The 11894-nt window shown below is 70.2% G+C and carries 11 protein-coding genes; 7 read left to right on the top strand and 4 right to left on the bottom strand.

Annotation, left to right across the window (positions count from 1 at the left end; all coding sequences use genetic code 11):
- The first annotated feature begins 53 nt into the window (after nt 1-53).
- A complete protein-coding gene (locus QUE79_RS18045) occupies nt 54-323 on the top strand; it encodes a glycosyltransferase family 2 protein (protein ID WP_286344272.1) in 270 nt (89 codons plus the stop codon).
- 34 nt (nt 324-357) lie between these two features.
- Here the strand turns inward: QUE79_RS18045 and QUE79_RS18050 are convergent, their stop codons facing one another.
- Nucleotides 358-1539, bottom strand: a complete 1182-nt coding sequence (locus tag QUE79_RS18050) for a glycosyltransferase (RefSeq protein WP_286344273.1) — start codon at nt 1537-1539, stop codon at nt 358-360.
- Nucleotides 1540-1698: 159 nt separating this feature from the next.
- On the opposite strand from QUE79_RS18050, the gene QUE79_RS18055 reads away from it, so the two are divergent.
- A complete protein-coding gene (locus QUE79_RS18055) occupies nt 1699-2688 on the top strand; it encodes a lysylphosphatidylglycerol synthase transmembrane domain-containing protein (RefSeq protein WP_286344274.1) in 990 nt (329 codons plus the stop codon).
- Nucleotides 2689-2730: 42 nt separating this feature from the next.
- On the opposite strand, the gene rfbA is transcribed toward QUE79_RS18055, so the two are convergent.
- Together rfbA and QUE79_RS18065 are read right to left on the bottom strand one after the other, a co-directional pair.
- Nucleotides 2731-3591 carry a glucose-1-phosphate thymidylyltransferase RfbA gene (rfbA, locus tag QUE79_RS18060; protein ID WP_286344275.1) on the bottom strand — a complete coding sequence of 287 codons (861 nt, stop codon included), beginning with the start codon at nt 3589-3591 and terminating at the stop codon, nt 2731-2733.
- Nucleotides 3592-3594: 3 nt separating this feature from the next.
- On the bottom strand, nt 3595-4212 hold the full coding sequence (locus tag QUE79_RS18065) for a dTDP-4-dehydrorhamnose 3,5-epimerase family protein (protein ID WP_286344276.1): 618 nt from the start codon (nt 4210-4212) through the stop codon (nt 3595-3597).
- 96 nt (nt 4213-4308) lie between these two features.
- On the opposite strand from QUE79_RS18065, the gene QUE79_RS18070 reads away from it, so the two are divergent.
- Genes QUE79_RS18070 through QUE79_RS18090 form a run of 5 tightly spaced genes read left to right on the top strand, consistent with a single transcriptional unit; the run spans nt 4309 to nt 10829 of the window.
- Nucleotides 4309-5271: a rhamnosyltransferase WsaF family glycosyltransferase gene (locus QUE79_RS18070; RefSeq protein ID WP_286344277.1), complete on the top strand. Its 963-nt coding sequence runs from the start codon at nt 4309-4311 to the stop codon at nt 5269-5271.
- Nucleotides 5238-5627 (top strand): rhamnosyltransferase WsaF family glycosyltransferase, encoded by a 390-nt coding sequence (locus QUE79_RS18075; RefSeq protein WP_286344278.1) that lies wholly within the window; start codon nt 5238-5240, stop codon nt 5625-5627. Before QUE79_RS18070 ends, QUE79_RS18075 begins: the two co-directional genes overlap by 34 nt.
- Nucleotides 5624-7150: a glycosyltransferase family 2 protein gene (locus tag QUE79_RS18080; RefSeq protein WP_286344279.1), complete on the top strand. Its 1527-nt coding sequence runs from the start codon at nt 5624-5626 to the stop codon at nt 7148-7150. The genes QUE79_RS18075 and QUE79_RS18080 overlap by 4 nt, the downstream gene beginning before the upstream one ends.
- Complete coding sequence (locus QUE79_RS18085; protein ID WP_286344280.1) at nt 7147-9774, top strand: glycosyltransferase family 2 protein; 2628 nt, start codon at nt 7147-7149, stop codon at nt 9772-9774. The genes QUE79_RS18080 and QUE79_RS18085 overlap by 4 nt, the downstream gene beginning before the upstream one ends.
- Nucleotides 9771-10829, top strand: a complete 1059-nt coding sequence (locus QUE79_RS18090) for a glycosyltransferase (protein WP_286344281.1) — start codon at nt 9771-9773, stop codon at nt 10827-10829. Before QUE79_RS18085 ends, QUE79_RS18090 begins: the two co-directional genes overlap by 4 nt.
- A 252-nt stretch (nt 10830-11081) precedes the next feature.
- Here QUE79_RS18090 and QUE79_RS18095 read toward each other — a convergent pair whose 3' ends face one another.
- The gene (locus QUE79_RS18095) at nt 11082-11756 is read right to left on the bottom strand and encodes a hypothetical protein (protein WP_286344282.1); all 675 of its coding nucleotides are present in this window, start codon (nt 11754-11756) and stop codon (nt 11082-11084) included.
- Between the last annotated feature and the right edge of the window lie 138 nt (nt 11757-11894).

Here is an 11894-nt window from a genome sequence, read left to right on the forward strand (position 1 = left end):
CTGGTGCGGCGGGGGCCTTCGAGTCGGTGGGTGGCTTCGACGACGACTTCTTCATGTATTTCGAAGATGTCGATCTCGGCCGACGAATGGCGCTGGCCGGGTGGCGGAACATCTTCGTGCCGGATGCCGTCGTCGTACACATCGGCGGAGCCAGCACCGAGAAGGTCGCCGACGTGATGGTCCGGGCGCATCACCGCAGCGCGTACACGTACATCGCCAAGACGCACCCCGGCCTTCTGTGGGCACCCGTCCGGATTGCCGTGAAGCTCGGCCTCCGCGTGCGGGCCGGATCGATCATCCGAAAAGCTCACCGAGCGGAGTGATCGTCGGGCCGCGCGGCACGCCCGGCACTCGCCGTCAGCCGTGCAGCGTTCGCCCCAGGATGTCGCGGTACTTCGCCGAGACGGCCTCGACCGAGTAGTCGCGGGCCGTCTCGCGAGCGGCCGAGCCGAGGCGTTCGCGAAGCGCGGCGTCACCTTCGACCCTGCTCACGGCGTTCGCCAGGGCGGTGGCGTCGCCGGGCTCGACCAGCAGCCCGTTGACCCCGTCGACGATCACGTCGACGATGCCCGGCGCGCGCGAGGCGATCACGACGCAACCCGCCGTCATCGCCTCCAGCAGGGCGACGGGCAGGCCGTCGCGGTCGCCGTTCGAGGCGGGGACGGAGGGGTAGAGGGCGACGGAGGCCATTGCATACTCCCGCGCCAGGTCGTCGCGACCGCGCTGCCCGACGAACTCCACCTCGGGGCCGGCCTGGGCCTCGAGGCGCCCGCGCAGGGGTCCGTCGCCGACGACGATGACACTGCGCGACTCGTCGGCGGGGAGAAGCGCGAGCGCGTCGAGCAGGACGGCGGCGCCCTTCTTCTCGACGAGCCGACCGACGAAGAGGAGCCGACCCGACTCACGGGGTGTGCTCTCGACGGCGCGCTCGACCGGCCCGACGTCGACGCCCATGGGAATGACCCGCACCTGATCGGACCTGGCGCCGAGCTTCTCGAGCTCGACCGCCATGTCGGCGCTCATGCAGGTGACGAAGCGGGCACCCCGGATCACGCGACGCTTCAGACGCGTCGGCGCGCCGCCCTGGAGGGCGTAGAGATCGCCGCCGAGCGTCGTGACCACGCGGGGCAGGTCGCCGAGGACGGCGCTGCCGACGATGCCCTGCGGGATGATCCAGTGCAGATGCGCGAGCGCGGGCGCGTAGCGCTTGTTGGCGCGGCGTAGGGCGAACGCCATGGCGGCGAAGAAGAAGGGCACCTGGACCCAGCGTGAGCGCTTCGCCCGGAGGTTCTCGACGATCGCCCCGTCCGCCAGATCTTGGAAGCGGCGAGGGAAGTAGGAGTACCGGTGGATGGTCACGCCGTCGATGACCTCGTGCCGCGCCGCCCGTCCGACCATCGGGGCCACTATCACCACGTCGAAGTCGCCGGAAACGGCCTTCGCGAGATCGAGGACGAATCCTGGAGTGCCGTCGCCGGCTCGCGCGGGGAGGGTCGATGTGGCTACGAGCAGAGTTGGCTTCGGGGTGGGAATCGACATAATGTTGCACTCGGCCCGGCTGAGCAGCTGGGCCGACAGCAGCCTCCTAGGTCCGGTGCGAGGGCGGTAGGTGTTCGCCACCGATCTTACGGGCCGCTCCCGTGGTTCGAGTTCGTGGCCGGCCGTGAGGCTGTTGCCGACCAGACAGCGAGGAGCCCCGTGACGACGAGCACGCCGACACCGACACCGACCAGAAGGTCGGGCCGAGCCTCCGTGATCTTCTACGCGAAGATCTTCTTCGGGGTGGTCGCGCTCGCTCTCCTCGTCATCGGAGTCGTGCGCGAGCGTTCCAGCATCGCCCACGGCCTCTCGCAGATCGACGTCGCGACGGGCGTCCTGGCGGTCGTCTTCACGCTCGTCGCGCTGATCAGCAACATGCTGTCGTGGAAGTCCGTCATGGCCGCCCTCGGCTCCCCCGTGCGCCTGCCGGCAGCGGTCTCGATCTTCTTCGTCGGCCAGCTCGGCAAGTACATCCCGGGCGGCGTCTGGTCCATCGCCTCGCAGGCCGAACTCGGGCGCGCCTACGGCATCGCCAGGAGCCCCAGCGCTCTGGCCGCGATCACGTCGATGCTCATCGGCATGGTCACCAGCGCCGTGGTGGGAGTCGTCGGCCTCCTGCTCTCGTCCAGCGACGGGCTCCGCACCTACTGGTGGCTTTTCATCTTCGCCCTGGTCGGTCTCGTCCTGTTGACCCCGCCGGTCCTCGGGCGCCTCGTGCATCTCGCGCTGAGGCTCCTCCGCCGCCCCGACGACCTCGGGCGGTTGACCTGGACCGGCACCATCAGCGCGTTCTGCTGGTCCGCTCTGATGTGGGTCGCGTACGGCGCCCAGGCGACCCTCCTGCTGCGCGCCTTCGGCGCGCACGGCGCCGGGCTCTTCGCTCTGGCGATGGGGTCGTACGCGATCGCCTGGCTCGTCGGCTTCCTCGTCATCATCGCCCCCGCGGGCCTGGGCGCGCGCGAAGGCGTCCTCCTCCTGCTGCTCAGCGGAGTCGGCGGGGTTCCCGGCGCGGCCACCAGCCTCGCCGTGCTCAGCCGCGCCATGATGACCCTCGGCGACGTCCTCCTGGCCGCGATCGGAGCGGGAGTGGCGTCTCGACGACGCCTCGCCCTGGCGCGTTCGGCTCAGGCGGGCTCGCAGGCCCGCTGACCCGCATCGGGTCACCAGCGCCGTGCGCGCAGGGTGTTCGCGCTAGGCCAGGAGACCCCGGAGGTACTCGCCGTAGCCGCTCTTGACGAGCGGCGCGGCGAGCGCGGCCAGCCGGGCGTCGTCGATCCAGCCGCGGCGCCAGGCGATCTCCTCCACGCAGCCGACCTTGAAGCCCTGCCGGTGCTCGATCACCCGGACGTACTCGGACGCCTGCATCATCGATTCGTGCGTGCCGGTGTCGAGCCAGGCGGTTCCCCGCTCGAGGACCTGCACCTGGAGTTTGCCCTCCGAGAGATACCGCTCGTTGATGGCGGTGATCTCGAGCTCTCCGCGCGGGCTCGGCTCGATGTTCTTGGCGATCTCGACGACCCGGTTGTCGTAGAAGTAGAGGCCGGGCACCACGTAGTTGCTCTTGGGGTGCTCGGGCTTCTCTTCGATCGAGACGGCCTTGAAGTCGTCGTCGAACTCGACGACGCCGTACCGCCGCGGATCGGCCACGTGGTACGCGAAGATCACGCCGCCGTCGGGGTCGGTGTTCGCCCGCAGATTCGTTCCGAGGCCGACGCCGTGGAAGATGTTGTCGCCGAGTACCAGGGCGACCTTCTCGTCGCCGATGAACTCCTCGCCGATGATGAACGCCTGCGCGAGGCCGTCCGGCGACGGCTGGACCGCGTAGGAGAGCTCGACGCCGAGATCGCTTCCGTCGCCGAGGAGGCGACGGAACGACGGCTCGTCTTCGGGAGTCGTGATGATCAGGATCTCCCGGATGCCGGCCGACATCAGCGTCGAGAGGGGGTAGTAGACCATCGGCTTGTCGTAGATCGGCATCAGCTGCTTCGAGATGCCCTTGGTGATGGGGTAGAGCCGGGTGCCGGAGCCGCCGGCCAGGATGATCCCGCGCATGGTCTAGACCTCCGCCCGCTGCGTGCGCAGCGATTCGTAGTAGGCGAGGCACTCGTCGTAGGAGGGCAGCAGGCCCTGCTCCGCAGCCTCGGCCAGGGTCGGGGCGGCGACGTCTTTCGGCGAGAGGAGCGGCTCTCCGAGGTCGGACGGGAAGACCAGGCCGATCTCGGGGTCGGTGACGCTGAGCCCCTTCTCGCGCTCCGGGTTGAACACCTCGGAGACGAGGTAGTTGACCGTGGCGCCCTCGGTCAGGGCGACGATCGCGTGGCCGAGCCCCTCCGACAGGTAGACCGCCCGGCGGTCCACGTCGTCGATCAGGACGCTGTCCCATTGGCCGAAGGTGGGCGAGCCGGTGCGGATGTCGATCACGAAGTCGATGAAGGCTCCTCGGGGAGCGGAGACGTACTTGGCCTGGCTCGGCGGGACGAGCGCGTAGTGGATGCCCCGCGCGACACCGCGCACCGACACCGACGTGTTCGTCTGCTTGAGCGTGAGAGGGTGGCCGACCGTCTCTTCGAGGGTCTCGTAGCGGTACTGCTCGAAGAAGACACCTCTGTCGTCGCCGTGCTGCTTCGGCGTGAACTCCCACGCCCCCGGGATCGTCAATTCGCGAATCTGCACCCGCTGAGCCTAGCAAGGGGCCGCGCTAGGCTCGAAGGGAGCCGAATGCGGCCGTCGGGGCGGTAGTGCCCTGCTGATCCCGGAGCAGTTTCCTTCATGAACACCACCAAGATCCGCCGCCTTCTGGCGGACCTCGTCCGCGTCAACGCCCGTTACGCGCGCGACGACATCTACCGGAACACGATCCGCGAGCGCCTCAACACCGTGGGGGTCGGCAGCCACAGCATCGAGGCCCGCGAGGCCAAGCAGTCGCCGCGAAGCGCCCGCCCTTTCCGGGGGCTGGTCGAGACGAGCCTCGCCCTTTCCGGCATCGGCCACTCGGGCCCCGGCCGGCACGTCAACATCGTGCTCGGCGAAGTGCGCGAGGGCGCGGCCTTCGCAGGAATCCAGACCGCCGTGTCGGTGGGGGTCTCGTTGGCCGGCGAGCTGGGCCTGCCGGTCCGGGTCGTCATGGTGTCGTGGACGACGCCCGGCAACTCGTCGAAAGCCGCCGCCGCGGTGCTGCGCGAGCGCTTCGAGGGCGTGACCTTCGAGGTCGTCGCCCGCGAGGAGATCCTGCGCACCACGTTCGGCGAGCGCGACGTCTGGCTCGCGACGCACTGGAAGACGGCTCACGCCATCGACGTCGCCGCGACCGCGGGTGTGATCGACCGCTCCCGGGTCGCTTACCTCGTCCAAGACTACGAGCCCGGGTTCAGCCCCTGGTCGACCGAGTTCGCGCTCGCCAGGGCGACCTATCGGGCAGGATTCCGCCTGCTCGTGAACTCGAAGCCGCTCCAGCAGTACCTTCTCCGCGAGGAGGGGGTCGAGGTGCCCGACGCCGCGACCTTCTCACCCCACTTCGACCTCGAGCTGCTGCGCCGCGTCGCATCCGAGCGCACGCACGACGACGTGACCCGTGTGCTGTTCTACGGCCGCCCGTCGAAACACCGCAACCTCTTCAGGATCGGCGTCTCGGCGCTGCAGATCGCGGCCGACCGGCTCCAGGGGAGGGAATCGCACTCGAATTCGCCTCGGCGGGCGAGGTGCACCGCGACGTCGACCTCGGGCACGGGCTGAAGCTCGAGAGTGTCGGAACCCTGCCGTGGGACGCCTATTTCCGATTCATCGCCTCGCGTAACGTCGTGCTGTCGCTCCAACTGAGCCCGCATCCGAGCCACCCGCCGTTCGACGGCGCGATCTCGGGGGCTCAGGTCGTGACGAATGAGTTCGCCGGCACGCGCGCCCACCTGCACCCGAACATCGCGGCCGTGCCAGCCGACCCGGTGAGTCTGGGCGAAGCCGTCGCCGAGGCCGTCCGCCGTGCTGCCGGCGCGGGGCCGACCGGCTACCTCGACCTCGCGCCGGGCACGCTGGGCGGCTCGCTCGACGACGCCGTCGCCCATCTCGCCCACGACCTGGAGAAGGACGCATGACCGCCACTACCACCACGGGACCGGGCGTCGTGGTCGTCGTCCCGGTCTACGGCGACCTCGACTCGTTGCGCGAGTGCCTCGGGGCGCTGCTTCGACACCTCGACCTCACCCGGCACCGGATCCTGCTCGTCAACGACTGCGGCCCGGACGCCGACGAGATCGAGAACGCACTTCTCGGCATGATCGACGGGGTGTCGGGCGTCACCTACGCCCGGAACGACGAGAACCTCGGCTTCGTCGGCACCTGCAACCGCGCGGTGAACGAACTCGACACGTCCGACCGCGACGTGCTCCTGCTCAACAGCGACACGGTGCCGACTCCGGGCTTCGTCGACGAGATGCTCGAGGTGCTCTACGCGCAGGACGACATCGGCGTCGTCACGGCGCGCAGCAACAACGCCACGATCGCGAGCTTCCCGTTCCGTCTCAGCGCCGGGGGCGATCGCACGTTCGAGCGCACGACCGAGGTGTTCGAGGCGCTCTCCGGCCGGCTCCCCCGCTGGTACTCCCCTCCGGTCGCCATGGGCTTCTGCTTCCTGACCCGGCGTACGCTGATCCGCCGCTTCGGTCTGTTCGACGACGCCTTCGCTCCCGGCTACGGCGAAGAGAACGACTACTGCCTGCGCATCGGCAGACAGGGCTACGTCTCGACGATGGCGAACCGCGCGCTGGTCTTCCACTCGGGATCGAAGAGTTTCGTCGGCGCCCGGCGCAACACGCTTCGCACGTCCCACCAGCGCGAGCTCGAGCGGCGCTATCCGTTCTACGGCGAGGCGGTGCAGTCGTTCCTCCGGCACGACGTCGCCCCGGCCGACCGGTTCTCCGATGTGCTCGTTCCGCGGGCCGGGTCGCGTCCGCGGATCTCACTCGATCTGCGAGACGCACCCGCCGAGGTCGTGGCGACAGCCGTCCCGAGCTTCCTCGCCGCGTTCCCCGGATCGTCCTGGACGCGCGAGGTCGTGGTCGACGCTGACGTGGTCGACTCGGCCGTGGTCGACTCGGCCGTGGTCGACGATGCAGTGCCCGCCGACGACACCTCCGTGGCGACCACCACGAACGACGACGACATCGTCACGGCGACGATCCTGGTCGACGGCTTCACGACCCCGCGCGCCCTGGTGAGAGCCCACCGACGCTCGTCGGTGCTGGTGTCGCTTGCTCCAGATCCTCGGCCGTCGGCCTCGGCACCCTGGACCGACGCCGCCTTCCGGGCCCGCGCCCGAGACGTGGCGACCACCCTCGATCGTCACAGCGCCGTCAGCATCGACGGCGACTGGGCGAGCGCCGCGCTCTCGCTCACGGACGCGCTGGCCGAGCCCGTCGGCGCCCGGGTCGATGCTCTCGACGCTCGCTGGGCCGACCTCCACCTGGCCGACGTGACCCTCGACGCGGCCGGCCCCGAGTCGGGTGCCGAGGTGGAGCGCCTGCGCACCGAGATCGCCGATCTCCGGGCCAGCCGCACCTTCCGCACCGGCGAGAAGATCGCGCGTCTCGCCCCTCGCCTGCCCGGACGCCGCAAGTGACCGACGACCGGAGTCGCCGCCCCGGCTCTGCCCTGCGCGCCGTCGCCAAGCGATTCCGCCCTGCGCCCGCCCCGCTGACCGTCAACGACCGGCTGCTGCGCTGGGCGAGGCGGATCGGCGAATTCGGCGTCCTCGACCGCGAGTACTTCGAGATCCTGGTCGGTCGCACGTTCGCTTCCGACGCGGAGGCGATCGAGTTCTACGTGCTCAACGACGGCAGCCGTGGCCTCTCCCTGTCTCCCCTGATCGAACCGGAGTGGCTCCACGACCGGCAGCCCGACGAGCGCATGAGCTGGTACGACTTCCTCCACCAGGAGTCGGGCGACCTCGTCGCCACGTCGCCGGTGTTCGACTCGGCCGTCTACGCCGCGTCCGTCGACTCGTCGTCCCGTCCCTCCACGCCGCTCGACGCTCTCCGACACTTCCTCGCGCACGCGACCGCCGCGACGCCGATGCCCGTGCCCGAGAGCCGGCCCGGCCCGGCTCCCACCTGGGCCGACCAGCGCGCCCGCGCCCTCGACACGGCCCGCCGCTTCGCCGCCGCCCAGCGTCGCACCCGGCGCCGCTACCGGAAAACATGGGGCGGCCCCGACCTCGAGCAGGCCAGAGAGACGTACTCCGCAGGCCTGGCGCGGCTCGACGCCGAGAAGCCCGTGGTCTCTATCATCCTTCCGACCCACGACCGGGCCGGCAGGCTCGAGCAGGCGATCGCCTCCGTCGTCGCTCAGACCTACACGGCGTGGCAGTTGATCGTCGTCGACGACGGCTCCACCGACGACACGCCAGAAGTCCTCGCGCGATTGACGGCGTCCGAGCCGCGAATCACGAGCATCGCGCAGGATCCCGCCGGGGCCGCTGCGGCGCGCAACACCGGTCTGGCGAATGTCACGGGGTCGTACATCGCCTTCCTCGACTCCGACAACACCTGGCGCCCCAGCCACCTCGAGATCGCCGTCGCCGCCCTCCTGCAGGGCGACTCCCCCGCCGTGTACACGGGGCTGCGCATGGTCGGCCTGAACAACACCGCCGACGCCGCGGCGGAGTCGCAGGAGACCTTCCGTGGCGAACCCGGCACTCTCGACGATCTCCTCGCCGGAAACTTCATCGACCTCAACGCGCTGGTCGTCTCGGCGGTCGCCGTCGCCGACATCGCCCCGTTCGACACGAGCCTGAAACGCTGGATCGACTACGAGTTCGTCCTGCGGCTGGCGTCGCGCAGCGGAGTGCCGGCCTACGTCGACCACCTCTCGGTCGACTACGACAACACGTTCGACCCGCAGCGGCTCTCGTCGCGCGAGGGCGCTTCCTGGCAGGAGGTCGCCGTCGCCCGGCAGCTGATCGACTGGGAGGGCCTGGAGTCGTCGGCAGCGGCGCGCCGCGCAGACCTGGTCTCCGTGGTCATGCCGGTCTACCGCGAGTGGCGAATGACCCTCCGGGCCATCGAGGCCGTCCTGGCGTCCGCGGCGAGCGGCCCGGACGTCGAGGTGGTCGTCGTCGACAACGCTTCGCAGCGGAGCGTCTCGGCGATTCTCACCGCCTGGTTCGGCGACGAAGCGCGCGTGCGGGTCCTCCGACAAGACCGAAACCTGAACTTCGCCCTGGGCAGCGACGTCGGACTCGCCGCCACCACCGGCTCCGTCGTCGTCATGCTCAACAACGACACCGAGGTGCAGGCGGGATGGCTCGCTCCGCTGCTGCGCGAGCTGGACGATCCTGACTGCCTCGGGGCGCAGCCCCTGCTCCTCTACCCCGAGGGCACCGTGCAGGCCGCCGGCACCGTGTTCGGTGGCGACAAGGTTCTGCCGTGGCACTTCCTCGCCGGGCACCCCCGCGCCGACGTCGACCGGGCGGCCCAGACGGCCTTCTCAGCCATCACCGCGGCCGCCGCAGCCTTCCGGGCGGCCGACCTGATCCGCTGGCGCGGATTCGACCCGGTGTTCGCCAACGGCCTCGAAGACGTCGACCTCTGCCTCCGCGCCCTGGCGTCCGCCGAGTCCGGCGAAGCGCACTTCGCGGTCGCGCTCGACTCCGTCGTGATCCATCACGAGAGCAAGTCGCCGGGACGGGACGACGCCAGGATCACGAATCGCAGGATCTTCGACGAACGCTGGCAGGGCAGCTATCCGGCTTCCGAACCGGGGCGCTACTCGGCAGCCGGCTTCGTGTTCGCCGGGGTCTCGGCAGGTGAGCCCAAAGGACACGACGTCATGGTGCGGTCGTCGCAGCCCGTCGTGCTCCGGCCGGATCGGGTCGTCGCAGACGGTCCGTGGGCGGGGCGCCCGTCGCTGCGGTGGGCCCTCAAGGTGTCGCCCGGACTCCGAGAGAGGGCCGGCGAACTCGCCGCCTCGCTGAGAAAACGGGGCCAGGAGGTCGTGCTGGACGAGCCGGACGCGTTCTACCGGTCGTCCTGCTCCCTGGACGACGTGGCCGTGGCGCTGATCGACGCCGACCGGTTCGTACCGCAGCCAGGGGCCGTGAACGTGCTCTGGGATCCGGCCGGGGTCGCCGACCCGCTCGCGACGGCGGCGTTCGCGCTGCACGCGGGCCCCGGAGGGATCGTCCGAGCTCCGTCGACCCCCTCCGACGTCGAGGCGCTCGTGCTCGAGGCGCTGGCGAAGCGGTGAAGGTCCGCGCCCGCGTCGGGGTGTTCCCCGCCTACGACGACAACCCGTACATCACTCTCCTGACTCTCGCCGCGCGGGCCCGAGGCTACGAGTTCGTCGAGTCGACGTCGCTCGAGGGCCTCGAACGCACGGCGGCGCAGCTCGGATCAGGAGACGCGCTGCATCTCCACTGGACGGCGCCGATCGTCCAGCGCGCCTCCTCCGCGGACGAGGCCGCCACGCGCGCCGCGCGCTTCCGGACCGCGGTCGACGGGGCGGCATCCCGCGGCGCACGAGTGCTGTGGACGCTCCACAACGTGGTGCCGCACGACGTGCGGCACGAGGCGATCGAGCTCGAGCTCTGCCGCTACCTCGCCGAGCGGGCCGACGTCATCCACACCATGACCGACGACGTGGCCGAGGTCGCGGCGCCGTTCTACGCCCTCGACGCCCGGAAGATCGTCGTGATCCCGCACCCCAGCTACCAGGGCGTGTACCCGTCCCAGGTCGATCGCGGCGACGCCCGGAGTCGCTTCGGCCTCGCGGAGGGCGAGCACGCGATCCTGTTCTTCGGGCAACTGCGGCCCTACAAGGGGCTCGACGCTCTGCTGTCGGCCGTCGCCCTGGCTTCTCCGCGGCCGCCGGTCCTGCTGCTGGCCGGCCGCGCCGGTGACGACGACCGGGCGGCCATCGAGGCGCTGCTGCCAGACGGGGTCCGGGTGATCACGCACTACGAGCACGTGGACGACGCCGACGTGCAGCGGTGGTTCCGCGCGGCCGACGTCGCCGTGCTGCCGTACCGCCGGGTTCTGAACTCGGGCACGCTCCACCTGGCGGCGACGTTCGGGTTGCCGGTCGTGCTGCCCGACGAGGTCCATCTGCGGCGTGCCTTCGGTGGCGAGGAATGGATCGCGTGGTTCGATCCGGCGCGGCCGGTCGAGAGTCTCGCCGACCTACTCGGCTCTCCGACGACGTTCGAGCTTCCCCGAGAGGCCGCTGCGGCATTCTCGCACCGCCTGGCGCCGTACGCGCTCTCCGAGCGCTACGCGGATCTGCTCGACGCGCGTCTCGGTTGACGCGTCGGTCGGTACCGCGCCGCGGCTGACGTAGCGCGTCTCGTCTCGGCCCGACGAGGTGCCGGCCGCGGACGCGAGAAACCCGCCGCACGCGGGGCGTGTGGCGGGTCCCATCCGGACGCGAGAAACCCGCCGCACGCGGGGCGTGTGGCGGGTCCCATCGGGTTGCCCGGAGCCGTCCAAAACCCCGGACACGAACCGGGAGGGCCCACGCTTTCAGCGTGGGCCCTCCCGGCCGCTTCGGGGCGAGGGTTACTGCGCGATCTGGGCGGTGATGGTGGCGGTTCCGACGAGGAGGCCGGCCTTGACGGCGTCGGTCTTGAACGTGGAGTTCAGCAGCTTCGCGGCGTCGGGGGACACGTGCACGGTGGTCCCGGTCAGGATCGCGTCGTTGCCCTGGACCTGGAGGGGCTTCAGGGTGCCGCCGTGGAGGGAGAACAGGTACGCCTGCGTGACGGCGACCTTCCCGTTGACGAGCACGTCACCGTAGAGCTTCGAGTTGCCCGGGTTCACGGTGAAGTTCGCCAGGGTGACCTTCGTGGAACCCGCGGTCAGGTTCAGGCCCGACCCGTCGTGCTCGAGGATGCCCTGGACGTAGGGGCGGTAGTCGCCCTTCGGGGACCAGTACGCGACCGAGCCGCCCGTGATCGGGAACTTGATGGTGCCGTCGGTCAGGGTCGCGGTGCCGTCGACCGACGGGGTCAGCCCGAGGCTCTTCAACGCGGCGAGGAAGTTGCTGTCGAGAGCGACGCCCGTGTTGCCGCCGAAGATCTCGGGGACCGCGGCGACGGGGGCGGGGATCTTCGCCGACGACGCGGCGAGGTGCACGGACGGGGCCGCGGTCGCGGCTGTCCCGATCCCGGCGGCTCCCGCGATGAGAAGTCCCGCGGCGGCGAAGCTGATTCCGGCTTTGGAGATGGTGCGCATGATCTGTTCCTTTGATGGACGATTGGTGAACGTTCCAGACACGTCCGGTGGGCCTTTGCCCGATGCACTGTGTTCGCCACCACCCCCAGAACGATTGGAACGGACTCTCTTCGTTACCCTTCCGTGACCCGGGGCCCT

The organism is Frondihabitans sucicola, assembly GCF_030296615.1.
GTDB lineage: Bacteria > Actinomycetota > Actinomycetes > Actinomycetales > Microbacteriaceae > Frondihabitans > Frondihabitans sucicola.

Coding starts and splice junctions, on each gene's coding strand:
- QUE79_RS18045 (WP_286344272.1), top strand. CDS start 54: ATGTATTTCGAAGATGTCGATCTCGGCCGACGAATGGCGCTGGCCGGG.
- QUE79_RS18050 (WP_286344273.1), bottom strand. CDS start 1,539: ATGTCGATTCCCACCCCGAAGCCAACTCTGCTCGTAGCCACATCGACC.
- rfbA (WP_286344275.1), bottom strand. CDS start 3,591: ATGCGCGGGATCATCCTGGCCGGCGGCTCCGGCACCCGGCTCTACCCC.
- QUE79_RS18070 (WP_286344277.1), top strand. CDS start 4,309: ATGAACACCACCAAGATCCGCCGCCTTCTGGCGGACCTCGTCCGCGTC.
- QUE79_RS18080 (WP_286344279.1), top strand. CDS start 5,624: ATGACCGCCACTACCACCACGGGACCGGGCGTCGTGGTCGTCGTCCCG.
- QUE79_RS18095 (WP_286344282.1), bottom strand. CDS start 11,756: ATGCGCACCATCTCCAAAGCCGGAATCAGCTTCGCCGCCGCGGGACTT.